The following is a 20,783-nucleotide window of genomic DNA, read 5'->3' as shown; positions in this document are numbered from 1 at the left end:
ATGAACTGTCAAAGAAAGAAATTTAATCTCAATAAAAAATTTGCCTATCTGAATTGTGCCTATATGGCGCCCGTGCTCAAGAAAGTAGAAAAGGCTGGGATCGAAGGAATCAAAGCCAAACGCCAACCGAATAAAGTCTCTGGAGAAGACTTTTTTAAGGATGCAGACACCCTACGCATACTATATTCCGACCTTATCAATAATCCCGAGCCTAACCGAATTGTAATGATACCCTCTGTGTCTTATGGCATTGGAAATGTGGTCAATAACCTGCCCATCAAAAAAGGAGAAAACATTGTCCTCACAGAAGGTCAATTTCCTAGCAACGTCTATCCATGGAAAAGCCATTGTGATAAGCACTCAGCAGATCTTATTTTAGTATCAGCTCCCAATACAGAAGAAAAAAGAGGCAAAAAATGGAATGAAAGCATTCTGGAAGCTATATCTGAAAACACTAAAGCTGTCAGTCTTGGACATGTGCACTGGGCAGATGGGACATTATTCGACCTGAAGGCCATTCGGAAAAAGTGTGATGAAGTAGGTGCTGCTCTAATCATTGATGGTACTCAGTCCGTAGGCGCATTGCCCCTTGACATTGTGGATATAAAACCTGATGCGCTCATCGTGGCTGGATACAAATGGCTGCTTGGACCCTACACAAGTGGTCTCGCTTACTATGGCTCCAGATTCGACGGAGGAGAGCCTATTGAACAAAACTGGATCAACAGGTTGCATAGTAAAGACTTTGCCAATCTGGTGAACTATCAGGGTGAATATGAAGCAGGTGCTATGCGCTATGGTATGGGTCAGCAAAGCAATTTTATCGCCAACCCTATGTTGATAGCTTCTATCAAAGAAATAAGAAAGTGGGGGGTTGAAAACATTCAACAATACTGTGAAGACCTCATCAAGTCTCCGCTGGACGAGGTGAGAGAACTAGGATTGTTTGCTGAAGAAGAGGGATCACGAGGCGCGCATTTATTCGGGATCAAATTTCCTAAGGAAAAAATAGATCATCTGACAACTGCTCTAAAAGTACACAGAGTGAATGTGTCTATTCGAGGCGAGTTTATTCGCGTGTCTCCACATGTCTACAACGATGAAAAAGATATGAGTAAATTACTAAGAGCATTAAAAGAAGCTATCTAACATGCTCAAAAAATATTCTCTACTCATAGGCCTATTAATTTTCGCGCTTCCCCGCATAGAGGCACAAGAGCTTCCGAATTTACCACCCTCCATTAAGTGGCAACAAATCAAAAGTGAGCACTTCAAAATCATTTACCCAAAAGGCCTTGAAGCAGAAGCACAGCGCACCACCAATATTTTAGAAAACATCTATAAGCCAGCCAGCCATTCGCTTGGCGCCAGTCCAAGACGCTTCCCTGTCATTCTTCAAAACCAACATGCCATATCCAATGGCTTTGTTACAGTGGCTCCCTTTCATTCTGAGTTTTATATGTACGAGCCGCAGAATTATCGCCACCAGGGAAACGATAGGTGGCTGGAAAGATTGGCTGTTCATGAGTACAGACACATGGTTCAGTTTGAAAAAGCCATTACACCTTTCAATAAAGCACTCTATTTTCTCACAGGTGAGTATGGCCCATTCATGGCAGCTGCGGCAGCTGCACCCCAATGGTTTTTCGAAGGAGATGCCGTAGGAATAGAAACTGCTCTTGGTAGAACAGGGCGTGGGCGTATCCCCTCATTTCTGATGGCTTTCAAAGCCAATTTGATAGAAAAAGAAGAATTCAATTATTATAAACAATACCTTAAATCATATAAGGATTTTGTGCCCAACCATTATGTAACAGGCTATCTGATGACCACCTATTTGAAAAACAAAAGTGGTGTGGATATTTGGGATAAAATTTTAGGGAGGTCATTTGCACAACCCTATATGCCTTTTACCTTTTCTAATAGCATGAAAAAAGCAACAGGCAAACACCTGGTGCCCACTTATAACGAAATGTTGGCCGAGCAAAAGCAACTGTATACAGAGCAACTTGAGCAAATCAGTCCTACAAAGTTCACCGCGATACCACACCAAACAAACAAAAAATTTACCAACTACTATTATCCAAGAAAGGTTTTAAATGATCAGGTTTTGGTAGTGAAGATTGGGTTTTCTGATATTGCTTCGTTTGTATTGATAGACGAAGACGGAAAAGAAGAAACCTCTTATCAACTGGGCACCTGGCTAAACCCAGAAGCATTGAGTTCAAATGATTCTACAGTGGTTTGGACTGAGCTAGAGCTTGATTCTAGATGGCAAAGAAGAACTTACTCGGTCATCAAAAAACTAAACCTAGAAACAGGAGAAGCTACTCGACTGACCAAAAAATCAAAGTATTTAGCCCCTTCCATTTCGCCTGATGGAAAATTGGTGGCCGCTATTCATCAATCTGTAGATGGATTGTTTAGCATTCATTTATTAAATGCCAGGAATGGAGAATTAATAAAGGCCTTTGAAAACAAGGAAAATGCTTTGTACTCTGTTCCTCAATTTGATCTCCCTGGCGAAAATTTATTAGTGCTGAAGAATCGAGCAGAGGGAAAAGCCATTATTCTTAAAAATATACAAAGTGGGAAAGAGCAAGAACTCTATTTTTCGGACAGGGAGAACCTGGGAAATCCAGTCTTGCACGATGGCTGGTTGTACTATGCTACTGATTACAATGGCATTGATAATATTCATGCCCTGAATCTTGTCACTAAGGAAACTTACCAAGTCACCAACTCAAAATTTGGCGCTTTTCATCCAAGGGTTTCAAAAGACAATCAGATCTTTTACAATGACTATACAGCTGATGGGTTCGAAATGGCCTCCACCCCAGTGGATGCTAACTCTTGGACAAAAATTGAAGACGTAAAATATATTGGTTTCAACTTCGAAAAAGAAATGGTGGAAGAAGAAGGCTTTGAGGATGTACTGTACAACTACCCTGACACAGAATATAGCGCTTCAAAATATCATAAAATGGTGAAGGCCTTTCGCCCACATACTTGGGGGCTCAATGCCATCCCAGACAATAGTAATTATTCAGTTGGTATGACCTCAAAAGATTTGTTGGAAACAACTACAATGTCAGCTAGCGCGATCTACAACAACAATGAAAATACCTGGAGAGGTAAGGCAAAAGTGAGTTATCAAGCCCTTTATCCAATCATTGATGTGTCCTTCGGGTTTGGTAATAGAGCTGCTAGGGCAAGATTGGATGATGGGTCATTGGTTTCTTATCAATGGACCGAAAATGTTTTCGAATCGGGAATCAGAGTACCATTTTATCTTACAAATAGTCGCTACAACCAGAGAGCTAACTTAAGTGCTGGTTACAACTACATCCATGCGTATGACTATCGATTGCCAACAAACGTGATAATAACATCAGAAAACCAGAAACTTTTTAGCCTTGATTATAGTGCACAATTTTCACGTTTACTTAAAAAAAGCTTTTTGGATTTGAATAGTAAATGGGGGCAGACGTTGTACGTGGGTTATCAACATACGCCACTTGGCGGAAATATCCATGGTGAGCTTTTATCAGCACAGTCAAACCTTTATTTCCCAGGTTTGTTCGACCATCACTCTTTGCATCTAAGAGGAGCTCTTGAATTTGCCAATCAGGAAGATTATCAATTTTCAAGTCCCATCAATTTTACGAGAGGGTATAATTATCAATCTTTCGATGAATTCGTCAACCTTTCAGTCAATTATAAATTGCCATTGATATACATAGATTGGCATTTGGGGCCGATTATTAATCTTCAGCGAGTTTACACGAATGTGTTTTTCGATCAGGGGATTGGACGAGATGCTGATCAACCTGACGACTTGTTCTATTCTATAGGTGCAGAAGTATCCTTCAATTTCAACTTGTTTAGGCTGCTACCTTTGATTGACATGGGGGTACGTTATAGCTACTTGCCCAACGCAAATGATCAGGTAATAGAAATAATATTTGGGGGTGTTACCTTCTAGATGCTATTCACCCTGCTATCACCAACGCCATGATTAAAACATAAGAAAGTAAACTGATGGCAATGCGGACGTATTTTTTAAATGTCATAATTAGGCTGATTGCATGATATCTGAAACCGTTTGGTAGACCTCGAGCCAAGCTGACTCGACCTCCTCATTCCAATTTTCTTGGAGTTCTTCTTTGAGCGAATACATAAGTGCAGCCGCCGCCATGTTGTAGTGTTCGGTTTTGATTCCATAGTTCACGTGTCTTCTTCCCATACTTCTTACCAATGGAGCCAAAACATCCAGTGTATTCAACCCTTTTACTACTGTACTTAGCATTTCCATCATTCTTTTGCCTTGATCCCTCATATTACCTTTGAAGAGAGGTCTAAGTTCTGGACTCATCTCAAAGAGTTTAGTATAAAAAATTTCTGCCGCCTCATCTGCCTTTGGCTCTACCATCCAGAAAGTCGCGCGGACCAGTTTTTTATTGTATGGAGTTATTGCAACTGTATTTGTCATGATTTTAAATTTTAGTTTGGAAAAATTCGGAGTATTGGCATCCTCAATACCCCGATGTAAGCATTTTCTCATATTAAAATTGTAATACAAATCTATGAGGCTCCACTTTCGATAACTATGGGTGATAGCAAGGGCAAGCGATTTTTATGACATGTAATAACCTGTCATGTGACAGGTTTTAAGGCGGGGAATTAGGTTTTGGGGAAATTAGGCACAAAAAAAACCGGCATTTGCCAGTTCAGCTGAGGCTTCTTGTTCATAAAACCCCTTTCGCGACGATCTACTTTTGCTTGGTCATCCCCGCTGTGTCTTTGGTAGCTGCACGACTGCACCTATTTTCTACCACAAAGAACGCAATGAATTCCTTTGTAGTTGCGAATTCAATGTTAAGATTAAGTTAAATCAGCAAAAGAAAACCACATCCCACTTTTATATCCTAAATCGCCACAAAACAAGTCGAATATTCTGTTTCTGACCCCAATAAAAAATTTTCTTCTATCAGGGTGGGTGCTACCCATCACTTAGCTGTATATCTAAACAAGTGCAGGACAACTGTGCCTATATCTATATCAACTAAAATAAATTTAACATGAAGAAATCATTACAGATTTTAATGTTGCTGGTCATGCCATTTTTGGTTCATGCGCAACAAATCAGTGGTACCATTACAGACAAGAATGGCCCAGTAATCGGAGCTACAGTAAGTATCTCTAGCAGTAACGGCACAATCACTGATGTGAATGGAGCTTACGAATTGAAAGTGCCTGCTGGCACGCATGATGTTTCTGTTGCCTTCGTCGGGTACAACAAAAAAACCATCAACGTAACTGTAGCTTCTGGAGAAAACAAATCTTTGAACGTTACAATCGAGGAAAATGTAGAATTGCTCAACGAACTTGTGGTAGTAGGTACTAGAAGTAGACCTCGATCAAATATTGACACTGCTGTACCTGTAGACATTCTTGACGCCAAAGAGCTGACAAGCACTGGTCAAAACACTTTTGATAAGGCCTTAACTTATAGAGTGCCTTCTTTCAACTCTGTACAGACACCAGTAAACGATGCTACTTCTCTTCTTGACCCTTATGAAATTCGAAACATGGGGCCTAGTAGAACATTGATCCTGATCAATGGAAAGAGAAAAAATCTAAGTGCCTTGCTCTACACCCAAACTTCACCCGGTAGAGGTGAGACAGGCGCTGATATCTCAGCCATCCCACAGGACGCAATCGAAAGAGTTGAAATCTTGAGAGATGGGGCATCTGCACAATATGGATCTGATGCGATTGCCGGAGTCATGAACATCATTTTGAAAGACGATGTAGACTATGGTTCGGTGACACTAAGAGGTGGAATCACAGGAGAAGGAGATGGAGAATCTGTTGGTGTGAGTTTGAATGCAGGTACGAGTCTGGGGGAGGGTGGCTTCCTAAACTACACTGTTGATTTCTCAAAAAGAGAGCTAGCCAATCGCCCGGGAACTGTAAATGCTGCTGGCGAAGCAGCTGATTTTGGTGCTAATATCGCAGATGTACAAGAATTTTTAAATAGAAGGCCTGATGCGGGCAATATTAATGGTTCACCTGAGACAACTGCGGCCAAATTCTTATTGAACGGTGGGTTCAACATCAGTAGCAATACCAAAGGATATTTTAATGGGGCATATGTTTATAAGAACGTAAATAGCTATGCCAACTACAGAACACCTTATTGGAGAACTATTACAGATTTTCCTTACTTGGCAAATTTCTTCCCTGGCGATCACCCAACAAATGCTGGCGGCTATGACGGATATGTTCCAACTTTTGACGGTTTGTTAAATGACTACAATGGAACCCTAGGTGTTAGGTCTGAAATGAATGGCTGGACTTACGATGGAAGTTTCACTGTAGGAGGAAATACACAGACATATAAAGTAACCAATTCTCACAACAGAAATTTTGTTTATTCTCCATCCACGTGGTTAGATGCTAATAGTGATGGTGCGGTAGATCCTGGAGAAATCAATGAAGGTTCATTGCTTTACAGAGAAAATAGCCCTATTAGTTTTGATCCAGGAGGAACCAGGTTTAACCATATTGTAGGTAACATTGATATTTCTAAAGAAATTTCTTCATCACTTGCTATGGCATTTGGTGCTGAGTTTAGAAATGAAACCTTTACGGTAATCGAAGGAGGAAAGGCTTCTTATGACGGTGGAGGAGCCGATTCATTTGCTGGCAACACGCCAGAAAATTCGGGTAAATTCAATAGATACAACATTGGAGGATATTTCGATTTGTCTTATGACGTTACAGACAACTTCTTGTTGAACGGTACAGCCAGAGTGGAAAACTATAGCGACTTTGGGCAAGCTTTTGTTTGGAAGCTGAGCTCCAGATACAAATTGATGGACGACAAGATGACATTGAGAGCGTCTGCTTCTACAGGATTCAGGGCACCAACTTTGCACCAGATTTATACTCAAAAAGCACAGTACAGCTTTGTACCTGGGGCAGGTATACAAGTAGGTGGGTTGGTTAATAACGTTTCCCCACAAGCCAAACTGTTAGGTATTCCCCAGCTAGACGCTGAAGAGTCTTTCAACTTCACAGTTGGACTTGGCATGAGACCAAACGACAATTTTGATGTTACAGTAGATTACTACAATATTTCTGTTTCTGACAGAATTGTGTTGAGTACAGAGATAGGTCCAACTTCTGGTGGTGGTACACCTCTAGATCAGGTGCTTACGGATAACAACTTAAGTGATGTCAGTTTCTTCGTTAATGCGTTGGACACAAAAACTTCAGGTATTGATTTTGTTGCTAATTACAAAAACTTAAGTGCTGGCAATGGAACATTAGGTTTCACCTTGTCTGGAAATTATACGATTCAGAACGAAAGAGATGGAGACGTCAAAAACCCAGCATTGGTAGCAGGTGCAGGTCAATCTGTAGTGAATGACACACAAGAAGCTTTATTCTTTACCTCTAGACCTAAAACTAAGTGGATATTGGGTGTAAACTATGAATTAGGCAAATTCGGGTTCTCTTTGAACAACACCTATTTCGGCACTACTACTTTCAGACAACAAGGAATGGATTCTAATTTAAAAACAGAATTCAAGCCTAAGGTGGTTACTGATTTAGGAGTCAATTTCAGTGCAACTGATAAAGTAAACATTTCTTTCAATGTGAACAACATCTTCAACGTGTTACCAGAATGGGAATTCAAGGCATTGAATGCAGCTGGGGAAACATTATTGAATGACGCTGCACAAGTGCAGAATCAGTCGAACCTTATTACTTTCAACCAGAGATATTCACAAATGACTTATGATGGCTATCACTTCAGCCAATTGGGTTCTTTGTATAACCTGACGGTAAATGTAAGATTTTAAAGAAGAGTAAAGTTGAGTAATTAGTTAGTAGTAAAAGGGTTCGCAATCGCGAACCCTTTTTTCATCTCAGTTTCCTTTCCCAATAATTGGCCTCTCGGCTAGCGTCAATTTTAGATTTGTTTTGCTTGATCAATTCACTGACCTCACCCTGTGAGGTAAAATGGTAACTCCCACAATCTCGGCATTCATAGACATTAATCGGGCCGCTATTTTCATTATGATAATAGCGTGCACGATGTTCAATCAATGCCTCCTCAGCCAGTTCTTTAGTGTCGTAGCAAATCTTATTTGTAACGCATTTCATTTTCTATAACGTTTCGCGCAACCAACGGAAAAATTCTCGCTGCCAGACCATACCATTCTGTGCAGAAAGCACCCAATGGTTCTCGTTCGGGATATATATCAAACGGCTTTTTATACCTAACAATTGTGCTGCTTGATAAGCTTCTAAGCCCTGACCAATGGGCACTCTATAATCCTTTCCACCTTGTACAATCATGATAGGTGTATCCCATTTTTGGACAAATTCAATTGGATTAAATTCCGCATAAGACTTTTGAGCTGCGGCATTATCCTTTTCCCAATAGGGGCCTCCAATTTCCCAATCGACAAAAAACATCTCTTCTGTGGTACCATACATGCTTCTCCAGTTGAAAATGCCATCATGAGATATAAAAGTTTTGAATCTTTTGTTGTGCATTCCTGCCAAGTAAAAAACTGAATAGCCTCCATAGCTGGCTCCCACAGCTCCCAATCTATTTTCGTCTACAAATGGCTCTTTTGCCATTATATCTATAGCTGATAAATAATCCTGGATATTCTGCCCCCCATAATCTTTACTGATTTGATCATTCCACTCTACCCCATGGCCATGCATACCTCTTCGATTTGGTGCTACTACAATGTAACCTTGAGCCGCCATCAGCTGAAAATTCCATCTAAATGAATAAAACTGAGATAATGGGCCGTGAGGACCACCTTGACAGTACAACAAGGTTGGGTATTTTTTGGCTGGGTCGAAATCAGGTGGGTAAATTACCCACGTCACCATTTGTTTATTGTCTGTAGTGGTGATCATTCTTTTTTCTACTTTACCTAGGCCAATAGACTGGTACCTTTCGTCATTCACATGCGTCAGTTGTTTCATTTTACCGTCACTAAGGTTGACCGTGAAAAGTTCTGTCGCATGATTCATATCTGTTCGCGATACAATGATTTGCTTTCCGTTTTGACCCACAATACCTGTTACGTCAAATTGCCCTTGGGTAATCTGCTTTACTACTGGAAGCTTCTTAGATTTTCCTGGATAGTCCACAGAAAAGAGATGTTTTTCTCCTCCAAATGGCGCGATGAAATAAATCGTTTTGCCGTCTTCAGACCATTTGAAACTATCCACAGTTCCATCCCAGCCCTCTGTTAAGTTTCTTTTTCCATATCGATCCGAAATCACAATATCTGTTTTGTCCGATTCATATCCACTTGTTTTCATGCTCAACCAAGCAAGTATGCCATACTTAGAATATGCTGGATTGTTGTCATAGCCCAGCATACCTTTGGTTAGGTTTGTTGTAGTGAGTGTATGGAGGTCGTATGAAAAAATATCTGTATTCGTACTTGTAGCATAGGCTGAGCCTGCCTTAGCTTTTGTTACATACAAAATTTTTCCGCCCTTGTGGCTCCAGATATAATCTGTCTCATCCCCAAATGGTTTGGTTGGGCTATGAAACGTTTTGTTTTTCATAATGTCCACTTCATCGGTTCCGTCCACTTTACTCATGAACACATGATTATAAGTACCGTCCGCCCAGGTATCCCAATGTCTGTACATCAGATCATTGTAAATTTGCACTTCCGATTTGTCCAATTCAGGATAATAATCTTTTCCTGTTGCACTATAAATCTTCACAGGACGATGATAAACCTTGTACTTACCGTTAGGTGAAATACTCTGATCAGCTAATAATTTGAAAGGATCATCTATCTTGGAAGGGGCTCCTCCTAAAACAGGAATTGAGAAATATTCCGTGTTTTTATCATTAGTAGCTATGTCATATTGGGTGACGGCATAAACGATGGAATTGCCATCAGTGGAAATTCCTATTCCACTCACCCGACCCAGACTCCATAACAATTCCGGAGTCATTACATTCTGGGCGAAAACTGTATGAAGTGATAAAGACAAACAAATCAGGGTAATAAACTTTTTCATAGCATCTTGGATTTTGCGGGCAATTTACAAAATAGAAAAGCATTTGGGGGTGTGCCTTTTATTATTTGTCATAAGTAAGAATGCCATTTCTGGCTTATTGAAATAATATGATGAAGTCTCAATTCTGGTTAGTTGCCTTTTTTGCAATAGTTTCACTAAGTTTTACAGATCCGAGTAAAAAATCGGCTCCTGAAAAAGTGCGTGAAGTATTTGAGGCTACCAGACATATTGAGTCACTTAAATACGAACTGGTTCGTTCAGAACGAATCAATGGTTCTTATGTAGAAAATCACTATTCAATTAAAATTCATAGAAGACCTTATAAAATCTATCTTAAAGAATTGGCTCCCAATGCTGGGATTGAAGTGCTGTATCCGCACCCATTGGACGAAAAAAAAGCACTAGTCAACCCAAATGGATTCCCGTGGGTTAATTTGAAACTTGATCCTAACGGCGAATTGATGCGAAAAGATCAGCATCACACCATTCTTGAAGGAGGGTACGATTATGTGGTTTCAGTAATGGAGTACCTATTTTATAAACACAAAGACGGCATTTCAGAATTATTAAATGACCATGGCACTGGCTCACTCCACGGGCAACCTTGCGATATCGTCTCAATGGTAAACCCCAATTTTACTTACTCCAATCATGTAGTGAAGAAAGGGGAGAGCATTTCTAGCATTGCTTTAAAAAATAGACTCAACGAGTATATGATCTATGAAAAAAACAAAACGATAGGCATATTTGGACAAATCAAAGAAGGAGACATTATCCTAATGCCTTCTGACTATGCAGCCAAAATGGTATTGTTTATTGACCAAAAAAGGCAAATTCCATTGAAGTTGGAGGTATATGACGAACAAGGCCTTTTCGAAAAATACGAATTCAGAAATGTAGAAATCAACCCTCAACTCTCTGAGGAAGAATTTTCAGATGGCTTTACGGCCTATAGTTTCTAGCCTAACCAAATGGATTCCATTCTGCAATTTGCTGAATGAAACTAGCCATCACTCTTGGCTCCATAATCAAACTAAATACCAAACCAAATACAGCACCAATCAAGTGTGCGTCGTGATTCACATTATCTGATAATTGTTTTCCTTTGGTATAAGAATAGATCAGGTAGATGGCTCCTAAAATAAAGCCAGGAATACAGATAAAACCGTACAAACAGATATTGTTGGTTGGGAAAAATAGAATGCTGCAAAACACCACTGCAGCTACGCCACCAGAAGCACCCAAGGAGTTGTAGTGTGGATGATCTTTGTGCTTGAGCAAGGAGGGTAAATCAGATATTACAATTCCTAGCAAATAAAATACGACAAAATAAATCCCTCCCAGGTCTCCTTTGAGTGCAGTAAATATTTGCTCTACCAATTGACCGAAAAAATAGAAGGTAAACATATTGAACCCCAAATGCGCCCAATTGGAATGTATGAAGCCAGAAGTGACAACTCGATACCACTGGCCCTGTCTCAATACGGCCACAGGGTTCATGGTCAGTTTGTACTGTAAGTTGTGGTTTTGAAGGCCCAAGTAGCTTACGACTACATTGGCTATGATGATGACAATTGTCCAAGACATATTTACGATCGTACTTTATCCAAAAAAATTTATCGCAATATCAATCAAATACTTTTATTATTTCAAATGCCGCGCATTTTCTACTCACACAAATTCAACTCTATACATTGAGGGGCTCTACTCATATTTTTGTCTTTATGTAAAACTCGAAAGCATGAGCAAAACATTGAATTTGACTTTCCTTCTGATCGCATTCCTTTGTTCAGGATATGTCTATGGGCAGGAGGAAGAAAAACCATCTGCAACAGGTATAGAATTCGGTCTACAGCACAGTATCAACTTTACCCATCTCAATGGAGACGGCGGCCCAATCGTCTATAGCAACAGAGTAGAAAATTATGAACAATTAAGAAATCGGCTGACCTTTGACATGGGTATGTTTGCCACAATACACATATCAGAAAAGTTTGCCATTCAAACTGAAGCTGTCTATAGCTATATGGGAGGACACTTTCAGAAAAGAACAACTTACCTACACGACCTTGGCGCTTTTGAAGGCACGGAAAACGAATCGTTTGCTGTAGACTATATCAAAGTCACTTTAGCTGGCAACATTAAATTCAATGAAAAGGTGTTTTTTCAGGTTGGAGGATATGGTGCTTCTCTACTTTCTTCTGAAATATTCTACCCCTGGTGGGAAGTGAATATTGATAAAGGTAGAACCCACATTTCAGGAGTTAGAAATATTGACGCAGGGGTGTTAGGTGGTTTTGGTCTAAGCACCAAAGTGCTAAACATCACCTTTAGGTATAACTATGGCTTACTCGATATTTTCGAAAGAGGTGATCTGGAAGAATTAGATTTAAAAAATGGAGTGCTTCAATTTGTTCTCCAATGGAAACTCCATTCTGACTTTAGATAATGATGAAATACATACAATATTTAGCACTTAGCTTATTTTTATCCTCTTGTGACTCTGGAGATTTCTTTAGTGTACCCAATGAAGGAGGGGATGGTAACTACAACTATGATTCTTCATCCATTTATTTTGATGACAGAGGAGATCAATCTGAAAGGGGGAGAAATACGGGTTCGTTTGACATGAGCCTTGCTGGAAGTGAGGCCTATTTGTCCATATATCCACGGTTGGGCTGGTCGTATGATCTTGTGCTTATTAATCTAACAGAGCATACACTAAGCAATGGAAGTGTGGTCACTTCGTTTAGCATACAGCGCAACACGCAGTATATCAATGGTGCATATTCTGACGATGATGAGTTCAGAGTAGATGGTACACGCACGATCGACCTAGAAGACAACGGGTCTACAATTGGCACTTATGATGGTCTCATTTACGAAAATGGTGAGATTGTTTTTGAATTTGAGTCTATCAATATCAGCTCTGGCGCATATACCATCACCACCATCAACGCCTACCTAGTGGATTAATGATCTCGCGCGATGAGTGCTTCTGTAAACTCGCGAAGTGGCTGTAGGTTGTATTCTCTTTTCTCTAAATCATTGAGTTGATCAAACCCCTTTTCAAAATGGTCGTTCATGGCCTTTTCGGCAATAGCCTCAATGTTCAGATCAGCATAGATGGCCTTCATCTCCCTTACTTTTTTCACAGGGTCAATATCTTTATCCGCCAAAAGATTATGCAAGTCTAGTTTCTGTTTGCCTTCAGCCAATTCAATGGCCTTGATTAGCAGCAAAGTTTTTTTGTTGGCTATGATGTCTCCACCAACCTGTTTTCCAAATTTCTGAGCATCTCCATAAACATCAAGCAAATCATCTTTGAGCTGAAATCCGATCCCAATATTGACACCAAAGTCCCTCAAATGCTGTGATTCTTCCTTAGTCATGCCTCCAAGTAAGCCACCCAATTCCAAACTGAAGCCAAGCAAAACAGCAGTCTTCAATCGAATCATTTCGATATAATCTGCCTCGCTCACTGAAGCTTTTTCTTCAAAGTTCATATCCAGTTGTTGGCCTTCACAGACTTCAATGGCACACTGATTGAACAATCTCAGCAGATATTTGAAGTCCGAATAATCTGCTCTCATGAGCAAATCATAGGCCATCACCATCAGCACATCTCCTGATAAAATGGCTATATCCTTATTCCACTTTTTATAAACTGTAGGTTCGCCTCTTCGAAGTGGGGCTTCGTCCATGATGTCGTCATGAATCAAAGTAAAATTGTGAAAAAGCTCAATCGCCAATGCTGGATCAATAATCTTCTCCCAGTCTTCTTTGCTACACAGGTAGCCCATGAAAGCTAGGATGGGACGCATGCGTTTGCCCCCCAAACTCAGTGTATAATGAATCGGTTCATAAAGCTCTTTGGGCTCCTTTTCCAAATCCAATTCGAGTAATCTTTCGCTTAATTTTTCTTGAAAGATTTTAAGGTCTTTAGTCATTATTTACAAACTCCAAATCTATGGTTCTACGGTCTATATCAGTGTCTACCACCATCACCGTCACTTCGTCACCCAAAGTAAACATCCTTTTGTTTCGTTTGCCAATCATGCGAAAGTTCTTTTCATCGAATTCGTAGAAGTCATCCGTCATAGCTGAAGTTCTGATCATGCCTTCACATTTGGTTTCTGTAATTTCCACAAAAATCCCCCACTCCGTCACACCAGATATAATTCCAGCAAATGGACGATTCTCTGCCATCGACATAAACTCAACCTGTTTGTATTTGATAGAAGCTCTCTCTGCATCAGCAGCTCGCTTTTCCCTTTCGGACGAATGACGACACAACTCATTATATGGATCTACTTTAGGAGACTTTCCACCATCGAGGTAGTGCTGCAACAATCTATGCACCATCACATCTGGATATCTCCTGATCGGCGAGGTAAAATGCGTATAGTGAGGAAATGCCAACCCGAAATGACCTTTGGGTTCGGTAGTATATACCGCCTTAGACATGGTTCGGATCGCCAATGATTCCAATACGTTTTGCTCTGGTTTACCATGGATGTCATCCATTAAGGTGTTTAAATTATCAGCCACATCCTTACCTGGATTCATGCGATGACCAAATTTCGCGGCAAACTTGGAGAAGGTTTCTAGCTTTTCTGGATTTGGATCATCATGTGTTCTGTACACAAAAGTGTCTTCGCCTTTATGCTTGTTGAAGACAAACTCCGCCACTTTCTTATTGGCCAACAACATAAATTCCTCCACGAGTTTATGGGCGTCTTTTCTTTCCTTTGGAAAAAGCCCAATAGGTTTTCCTGTCTCATCCAGCTTGAATTTGACCTCGACTGTTTCAAATCCAATGGCTCCTTTTTTGAAGCGTTTGTCCTTAAGTTGATGAGCCAATCCGTTGAGCAAATTGATTTCTTCCTGAAAATCGCCCTCGCCACTTTCAATTCTTTCTTGTGCCTCCTCGTAGGTAAATCGTCTATCTGAATAGGTCACAGTACGACCAAACCATTGGTTTTTGATTTCTGCCTTTGGCGTAATCTCAAACATGGCTGAGAAGGTCAGCTTTTCTTCATTCGGTCTTAGTGAACAAAGCCCGTTTGATAATTTCTCTGGTAACATAGGGATCGTGCGATCCACCAGATAAACAGAAGTCGCTCGATTCACGGCTTCATCATCCAAAATGCCATCTTCTTCTACATAGTAAGATACGTCCGCAATGTGCACGCCAATTTCATAGTTTCCATTTTTCAGGTATTCTACTGAAATCGCATCATCAAAATCTTTAGCATCGTCTGGATCAATTGTAAAAGTGGTAACATCACGAACGTCTCTTCTTTTTTTGATTTCTTCCTTTGGAACTTCTACGGGGATTTTATCTGCGGCCGCTTCTACGTTTTTAGGAAATCGGAACGGCAACTCAAACTCTGCCATGATCGAATGAATCTCCGTCTCATGATCGCCCGCCTGACCCAATACCTCTACAACCTGACCAACTGGGTTTTTTTGTTTACCCCCGTGCCACTCTTTGATTTTGACCAGCACTTTGTCATTGGTCTTGGCTTTACCAATTTTCTCTGGATAAATGAATATGTCATTATAGATCTTTCTAAAATCTGGTACCACAAAAGCATATTTGGGTAAAACTTCAATCTTTCCTACAAATTCTGTTCGTCCTCTGGATACAATTTTGGTGACGACACCTTCTGGTCTGTTGCCCTGGCGGCCTCCGCTTTTGATTCGTACGGCGACTCGGTCACCATTGATGGCACCTTTCAGGTCATCTGTTTTCACCCAGATGTCCTCTTCTTCGCCTTCGCAGATCACATAAGCGAATCTACGATTCACATGATCTACTACGCCTTCCAGTCCAGATGCTGTATTTGTTTTTCTGGATCGAAACGATCCATTTCTCAATTGCTCTACTGTGCCTTCCTGCTCTAGGTCGAGCACGAAGTTGAGGCCTTCTTTCTTCGCCAGTTTGTCTCTCAAACCGGCCTTGCTAAATATTTGTTTGACTGTAAAAGCTTCTGCTGGGTTCTCGTCGAACAATCCGGCGACTTGTCTTCTTACAGCGTCTATGTTTAGTACTTTATTCGTGCGGTTGATTTTCCGCCTATTGTCTTTTTTCTTTTTCGCCATGTATGGGAATATAATAAGATGTGATTGGAGTCGAACACAATCCTAACAAAGATACGGGGAAGGGTGAGAATCTTTCTTATCGGATATGATCTTATGCTGATCATTTTCGCATCTCATGCGAAAGCTTGCCAGGGTTGGCTCTACTCGATTGGTTAATAATAATTTTTTACAAAGGTAGGCATTTAATTTTTAGTCCTACAAGTGCGGTAACGGATGGGGTGGGTTTTGGTTGTATTTATCGCCACCGTCTGTAACAGGGATCGCCTTTAGCACTTACTATGTTCTTTTCACATTGACAAATTCACTATCTCATTGTTCAGAATACCTCCTTTGAGGTATTCACAAGTATCATACTTCTGCGGTAAAAATACTACGAATATTACAGCCAATTTTGAACTATAATCAAAAGCAAAAAATTCGACAGGGTAGCTACGACTATTTGCTGATTACAGAGGTGAAATCCGAAAAACCTAAATAGAGTAGGAGTAAATATCTTTAAAATTTAATATTATGGCAATGTCTGCTTCATGTACAATTACGAATCAAACTGGTTCTGAAATTATGATTACTCAGATGGGGAAAGTAAATGATGACGCTGGTTTTACTGCTCCATCCATTGGCACAAAAGTGTCGAATGGAGAATCTTTTACAATTTCTATGGGGAATGATTCTTTTCCCATAGCTCCTCGAGGAGTTGGATTTAATATGGGTTTCATTGATTTTGGCAACCAACAATTAGGATCTATCTATTTAGATGACCCAGCTGTTGGAGCACATCAGTTTAATTATGGCAATACCCCAGTATTTGATTACCCAACACAAAATCCAGGCGGTAATGTTTATGACATTCAGATTAAGGTTAAATAACTCTAATGGTTAAGTGAATAACCTTGTTTGATTTCCTATCAATATTCAGGATAGATTTTTTGAGGTAGTTAGCACAAACCTGACTGCCTCTTTTTTTCTTTTTCAGCGAAAAAAGTAATAACGAACAGCTCACTTCTAATAGTTCCAAGCACAACATTTATACAGCAAGCATAGTACGCCTTATGTGCTTCCAAATTAATTAATACATCGTATTCGGATTGGCAGAAGTCTCTGGAATCTGCTGGATCGAATCCCAGTGCTCTACGATTTTGCCATTGTCATCAAACCTGAAAAAATCCATGGTTACGTATTGATCATTGTCTGGCCAGATTTGGTGGGTGTGGAGTGCTACTAGATCACCTTCAGCAATCACTCGAACAAACTCAATGCTTTTCTCAGGGTATTCTCTTTGCATCCGTTCGAAATATTCGATGAATCCTTCTGTGCCATTGGCTACATCAGGGTTATGCTGGATATATTCATCTCCAACATAGGCTTCTACCGCTTGTCGTGGGTTGCCCTCGTAAGCCATTTGGTAGAAGGCAACTGCATGCTGTTTGTTTTGTTCAAGGTTCATTGAAATGTTATTTAACCCTAACAGGATTTGAATCCCTGTTAGGGTTTTCTTTAGACAGCTTTAAAAACCGAGATGGCATTGTGGCCACCAAATCCAAAAGTATTACTCATGGCTACATTTACTTCTTTTTGTCTGGCTTCTTTGGTCACAATATCATGGTCACCCACAATCTCTGGATCAATGGTTTCCGTATTGATCGTAGGGGGCACAATGTTGTGATTGATCGACTGGATCGAAAGTATGGCTTCTGCCACACCAGCAGCACCTAGCATGTGGCCCGTCATGGATTTGGTACCACTGATCACGGACTTGTTATCATAGCCATTCATCAATTTGGCTATGGCCGCTGGCTCACTCAAATCACCCACTGGCGTAGAGGTAGAGTGGGTATTGATATAATCTAGATCAGATGGTGTCAGGTTCGCTTCTTTCAAGGCCAACTGCATGGCACGAAGCGCACCCAAGCCTTCAGGGTGTGTGGCCGTCATGTGGTAGGCATCATTGGTCATGGCTGAGCCCACAATCTCTGCATAAATTTTTGCTCCTCGCGCTTTGGCGTGGTCATAGTCTTCCAGAATCAAGGCACCTCCGCCTTCGCCCATTACAAAACCATCACGGTCTACATCGTAAGGCCTTGAAGCAGAAGCTGGATCGTCATTTCTTGTAGACAAGGCTTTCATAGACCCAAAACCACCAATACTTGCTTCAGTAATTGGAGCCTCTGATCCACCCGTCACAAAAATTTTGGCTTTGCCCAATTTGATGTAATTGAAAGCGTCCATAATCGCCGTGTTTGTTGTGGCACAAGCCGAGATGGTCGTAAAGCCAATTCCCATAAAGCCATATTTCAAGGCGATCATGCCACCACACATATTGGTCAGCATCTTTGGAACCAGGAAGGGGTTGAACTTGGGCTCTTTGTCTTTTTCCATGAAGTATTGCACTTCTTGCTCCAAAGTCTCCAGTCCTCCCTGACCCGTCCCCCAGATCACACCTACATCAAATGGATCCATTTTCTCGAATTCAAAGCCTGAATCTGCTATGGCTTGGGCGGCAGCATACAAGCCATATTGGCTATACAAGTCCGTACGTTTGATTTCGTTTCTGTCCAAATGGAGCTTTGGATCAAAGTTTTTGACTTCACAGGCAAAGTGGGTTTTAAATTTTTCTGCATTGAAGTGGGTGATTGGCCCTGCGCCACTTACCCCTTTTACTGCATTGTCCCAAAAGGTTTGTACATCGTTGCCTAGTGGGGTGATTGCACCCATGCCTGTGACTACTACTCTTCTTTCAGCCATTATATGATTTAGTTATTTGATATTACAGATTGAACAATTGATTTTTTTATCGAGTCAAACACATCTTCTTTCATTACTCTATCGAGTAAAAGTGAAGAAAGCAGCGAAGATATAATCAGTTGGGCTTTTGCCCTTGGCTCTTCAGGAAAATTGAATTCCCCAATCTGGAGTCCTTGCTTCAAAGTCAGCGTGAGACGATCTAAAATATATGTAGCCAGATCACCTAGCTTGCTCTGCATGGCTTCAGGCAAAGAATCAGAAGAGGAAGAAAGTGCTCCCATCAAACAAGACCATTTCTTATCCTTACTTTTTTGATAAATATTGATGAAATCAAGTAACTGTTCTTTTTTTGACAACAAGGCCCAGGCCTCTTCTTTATCTTCAAACAGGTCGATACTTCGCTGGATGATGGCTAAGCCCAAATTTTCTTTAGTAGGAAAATGATAGTGTACTGCCGCATTTTTGATATTGAGGTTTTGACTGATGTCTTTATAGCTGAATCCATGATAACCTCGTGTGCGAATCAGTGCCTCACCTAAATCTAGTATTTGCTCCCTGGTGCTCAACATCACGCAAATATACTTACTAGTAAGTAAGTACTCTCAAAAAACCTTCTCTTTTTGGTGCATATCTTCCGATCAATGGCACTCAAATATCGCCGTATTGCATTTCCACCAAACCAAAGTTTCTGCACCTTATCTTTGCAAACCCACCCCCTATGAGTCCCTATAACATTAATGAAAAGGATATGATTTGTTCATCATTCGTTTATCGATTTGGGGATTCTGTAAGATGCTTAGACAAAGCTGAGAAACTTCTTTTGATGCTTATGCTCTTGGCTTTCTCCAGCTCAGCTACTACATACACAACTATAAGTACTGGTACATGGGATGCTAATGGTGCGCCTCCTAGCCCACTGCTCAGCGGTGATGTCGTGAATGTAAACCACGACGGCGTATATTTTGACTGGCCAAACACGGTAACCATTCAATCAGGTGCTACTTTCAATATCAACAATGGTGGCAATATCCAACTAATGAATCTGGTTATCGACGACGGAGGCATAATGACACTTGGCGCTGGCGGAATACTAAGATCTGTTGGGTCAATTACTAATAATAGTGACCATGTGGTGATAGATGGTGAATTGACTGACAACTCCAGCTTTGTCAATAATGGGGCGATCACAGGGTCTGGCACCATAACTGTATCAGGGAGTGCTAGTGGAAGTGGGACTGTAAACGGCACTAACATGGATGACGTAGATTGGTCTGAAGAAGTGGATATGAGTGAGCCGCTCCCAGTCACATTGGTTTTCCTTCGTGCCAAATTTCAAAATGATCAGGTTGTCATCGAATGGTTGACAAGTTCTGAAACTAACAACAATTATTTTTCCATCGAACGATCAAAAAGCGGAGATGACTGGGAAGTAATTGGAGAACTGGCAGGATCGGGAAATTCTAACTCCAACAGATCTTATATGTATATCGATCGACAACCTCAAAAGGGTAGAATATATTATAGGATCAAGCAAACTGACTTTGACGGCAAATTTGAGTACTTCGACGCTGTAAAAGTAAATGTAGGGGCTTCAATTCACGCAGTATTTGCCAACTCGTTAATTCAGATTACCGGAGAGCCTGGTACACACTGGCTATTGTTTGATCTCCAAGGACACGTAAAACAATCCGGAATCATAGCTCATTCAGGTATGGCCATTCTCAATCCAACTTTCGGTTCTGGATTGTTTGTATTAAAAAGTGGCGAGTCGACCTATAAAGTGTCTGTTCGATAACGTCTGCTTTCACTTATAATTTACTGTGTGACTATGACCTAATGAAATAGTCTCC

The 20,783-nt window shown here is 40.7% G+C and carries 17 protein-coding genes; 8 read left to right on the top strand and 9 right to left on the bottom strand.

Annotated features, from left to right (window positions below; genetic code table 11):
- On the top strand, window positions 1-1,149 hold the full coding sequence (locus B9A58_RS10930) for an aminotransferase class V-fold PLP-dependent enzyme (RefSeq protein ID WP_084372881.1): 1,149 nt from the start codon (window positions 1-3) through the stop codon (window positions 1,147-1,149).
- Between the two features lies 1 nt (window position 1,150).
- Window positions 1,151-3,985 (top strand): TolB-like translocation protein, encoded by a 2,835-nt coding sequence (locus B9A58_RS10925; protein ID WP_084372880.1) that lies wholly within the window; start codon window positions 1,151-1,153, stop codon window positions 3,983-3,985.
- Between the two features lie 90 nt (window positions 3,986-4,075).
- Here B9A58_RS10925 and B9A58_RS10920 read toward each other — a convergent pair whose 3' ends face one another.
- The gene (locus tag B9A58_RS10920) at window positions 4,076-4,492 is read right to left on the bottom strand and encodes a globin family protein (protein WP_176214754.1); all 417 of its coding nucleotides are present in this window, start codon (window positions 4,490-4,492) and stop codon (window positions 4,076-4,078) included.
- Between the two features lie 589 nt (window positions 4,493-5,081).
- Here B9A58_RS10920 and B9A58_RS10915 point away from each other — a divergent pair.
- Complete coding sequence (locus B9A58_RS10915) at window positions 5,082-7,874, top strand: TonB-dependent receptor (RefSeq protein WP_084372878.1); 2,793 nt, start codon at window positions 5,082-5,084, stop codon at window positions 7,872-7,874.
- Between the two features lie 61 nt (window positions 7,875-7,935).
- Here the strand turns inward: B9A58_RS10915 and B9A58_RS10910 are convergent, their stop codons facing one another.
- Window positions 7,936-8,178: a hypothetical protein gene (locus tag B9A58_RS10910; RefSeq protein ID WP_084372877.1), complete on the bottom strand. Its 243-nt coding sequence runs from the start codon at window positions 8,176-8,178 to the stop codon at window positions 7,936-7,938.
- Between the two features lie 3 nt (window positions 8,179-8,181).
- Complete coding sequence (locus B9A58_RS10905; RefSeq protein ID WP_084372876.1) at window positions 8,182-10,083, bottom strand: S9 family peptidase; 1,902 nt, start codon at window positions 10,081-10,083, stop codon at window positions 8,182-8,184.
- 107 nt (window positions 10,084-10,190) lie between these two features.
- On the opposite strand from B9A58_RS10905, the gene B9A58_RS10900 reads away from it, so the two are divergent.
- Window positions 10,191-11,045, top strand: a complete 855-nt coding sequence (locus tag B9A58_RS10900; protein WP_084372875.1) for a DUF1571 domain-containing protein — start codon at window positions 10,191-10,193, stop codon at window positions 11,043-11,045.
- A 1-nt stretch (window position 11,046) separates the two neighbouring features.
- Here B9A58_RS10900 and B9A58_RS10895 read toward each other — a convergent pair whose 3' ends face one another.
- Window positions 11,047-11,670, bottom strand: coding sequence for a rhomboid family intramembrane serine protease (locus B9A58_RS10895; RefSeq protein WP_084373211.1), 624 nt, complete (start codon window positions 11,668-11,670; stop codon window positions 11,047-11,049).
- 154 nt (window positions 11,671-11,824) lie between these two features.
- Here B9A58_RS10895 and B9A58_RS10890 point away from each other — a divergent pair, with 154 nt between their 5' ends.
- Together B9A58_RS10890 and B9A58_RS10885 are read left to right on the top strand one after the other, a co-directional pair.
- Complete coding sequence (locus B9A58_RS10890) at window positions 11,825-12,532, top strand: porin family protein (protein WP_176214753.1); 708 nt, start codon at window positions 11,825-11,827, stop codon at window positions 12,530-12,532.
- Entirely contained in the window at window positions 12,532-13,059 is a 528-nt protein-coding gene (locus B9A58_RS10885) for a hypothetical protein (RefSeq protein WP_084372873.1), read from the top strand. Before B9A58_RS10890 ends, B9A58_RS10885 begins: the two co-directional genes overlap by 1 nt.
- Here the strand turns inward: B9A58_RS10885 and B9A58_RS10880 are convergent.
- Together B9A58_RS10880 and rnr are read right to left on the bottom strand one after the other, a co-directional pair.
- Window positions 13,056-14,033, bottom strand: coding sequence for a polyprenyl synthetase family protein (locus tag B9A58_RS10880; RefSeq protein WP_084372872.1), 978 nt, complete (start codon window positions 14,031-14,033; stop codon window positions 13,056-13,058). The genes B9A58_RS10885 and B9A58_RS10880 overlap by 4 nt on opposite strands.
- Window positions 14,026-16,191, bottom strand: a complete 2,166-nt coding sequence (gene rnr, locus B9A58_RS10875) for a ribonuclease R (RefSeq protein WP_084372871.1) — start codon at window positions 16,189-16,191, stop codon at window positions 14,026-14,028. The genes B9A58_RS10880 and rnr overlap by 8 nt, the downstream gene beginning before the upstream one ends.
- Before the next feature lie 510 nt (window positions 16,192-16,701).
- Between rnr and B9A58_RS10870 the strand changes: the two genes are divergently transcribed.
- Window positions 16,702-17,058, top strand: coding sequence for a hypothetical protein (locus tag B9A58_RS10870; RefSeq protein ID WP_084372870.1), 357 nt, complete (start codon window positions 16,702-16,704; stop codon window positions 17,056-17,058).
- 199 nt (window positions 17,059-17,257) lie between these two features.
- Here B9A58_RS10870 and B9A58_RS10865 read toward each other — a convergent pair whose 3' ends face one another.
- From B9A58_RS10865 to B9A58_RS10855, 3 genes are read right to left on the bottom strand one after another with little or no spacing between them, the layout of a single operon-like run.
- Window positions 17,258-17,635 (bottom strand): nuclear transport factor 2 family protein, encoded by a 378-nt coding sequence (locus B9A58_RS10865; RefSeq protein ID WP_084372869.1) that lies wholly within the window; start codon window positions 17,633-17,635, stop codon window positions 17,258-17,260.
- 50 nt (window positions 17,636-17,685) lie between these two features.
- Window positions 17,686-18,933, bottom strand: coding sequence for a beta-ketoacyl-ACP synthase II (gene fabF, locus B9A58_RS10860; protein WP_084372868.1), 1,248 nt, complete (start codon window positions 18,931-18,933; stop codon window positions 17,686-17,688).
- Between the two features lie 8 nt (window positions 18,934-18,941).
- Window positions 18,942-19,502 (bottom strand): TetR/AcrR family transcriptional regulator, encoded by a 561-nt coding sequence (locus tag B9A58_RS10855; RefSeq protein ID WP_084372867.1) that lies wholly within the window; start codon window positions 19,500-19,502, stop codon window positions 18,942-18,944.
- Window positions 19,503-19,651: 149 nt separating this feature from the next.
- Between B9A58_RS10855 and B9A58_RS10850 the strand changes: the two genes are divergently transcribed.
- Window positions 19,652-20,728, top strand: coding sequence for a hypothetical protein (locus tag B9A58_RS10850; RefSeq protein ID WP_084372866.1), 1,077 nt, complete (start codon window positions 19,652-19,654; stop codon window positions 20,726-20,728).
- Window positions 20,729-20,783: the final 55 nt, after the last annotated feature.

This window comes from Reichenbachiella faecimaris, from assembly GCF_900176375.1.
In the GTDB taxonomy this organism is placed as follows: domain Bacteria; phylum Bacteroidota; class Bacteroidia; order Cytophagales; family Cyclobacteriaceae; genus Reichenbachiella; species Reichenbachiella faecimaris.
Note: the sequence above shows the minus strand (reverse complement) of the source record. Positions and strands in the feature narration are given on the sequence as shown.

Coding starts and splice junctions, on each gene's coding strand:
- B9A58_RS10930 (WP_084372881.1), top strand. CDS start 1: ATGAACTGTCAAAGAAAGAAATTTAATCTCAATAAAAAATTTGCCTAT.
- B9A58_RS10925 (WP_084372880.1), top strand. CDS start 1,151: ATGCTCAAAAAATATTCTCTACTCATAGGCCTATTAATTTTCGCGCTT.
- B9A58_RS10920 (WP_176214754.1), bottom strand. CDS start 4,492: ATGACAAATACAGTTGCAATAACTCCATACAATAAAAAACTGGTCCGC.
- B9A58_RS10915 (WP_084372878.1), top strand. CDS start 5,082: ATGAAGAAATCATTACAGATTTTAATGTTGCTGGTCATGCCATTTTTG.
- B9A58_RS10910 (WP_084372877.1), bottom strand. CDS start 8,178: ATGAAATGCGTTACAAATAAGATTTGCTACGACACTAAAGAACTGGCT.
- B9A58_RS10905 (WP_084372876.1), bottom strand. CDS start 10,083: ATGAAAAAGTTTATTACCCTGATTTGTTTGTCTTTATCACTTCATACA.
- B9A58_RS10900 (WP_084372875.1), top strand. CDS start 10,191: ATGATGAAGTCTCAATTCTGGTTAGTTGCCTTTTTTGCAATAGTTTCA.
- B9A58_RS10895 (WP_084373211.1), bottom strand. CDS start 11,670: ATGTCTTGGACAATTGTCATCATCATAGCCAATGTAGTCGTAAGCTAC.
- B9A58_RS10890 (WP_176214753.1), top strand. CDS start 11,825: ATGAGCAAAACATTGAATTTGACTTTCCTTCTGATCGCATTCCTTTGT.
- B9A58_RS10885 (WP_084372873.1), top strand. CDS start 12,532: ATGATGAAATACATACAATATTTAGCACTTAGCTTATTTTTATCCTCT.
- B9A58_RS10880 (WP_084372872.1), bottom strand. CDS start 14,033: ATGACTAAAGACCTTAAAATCTTTCAAGAAAAATTAAGCGAAAGATTA.
- rnr (WP_084372871.1), bottom strand. CDS start 16,191: ATGGCGAAAAAGAAAAAAGACAATAGGCGGAAAATCAACCGCACGAAT.
- B9A58_RS10870 (WP_084372870.1), top strand. CDS start 16,702: ATGGCAATGTCTGCTTCATGTACAATTACGAATCAAACTGGTTCTGAA.
- B9A58_RS10865 (WP_084372869.1), bottom strand. CDS start 17,635: ATGAACCTTGAACAAAACAAACAGCATGCAGTTGCCTTCTACCAAATG.
- fabF (WP_084372868.1), bottom strand. CDS start 18,933: ATGGCTGAAAGAAGAGTAGTAGTCACAGGCATGGGTGCAATCACCCCA.
- B9A58_RS10855 (WP_084372867.1), bottom strand. CDS start 19,502: ATGTTGAGCACCAGGGAGCAAATACTAGATTTAGGTGAGGCACTGATT.
- B9A58_RS10850 (WP_084372866.1), top strand. CDS start 19,652: ATGAGTCCCTATAACATTAATGAAAAGGATATGATTTGTTCATCATTC.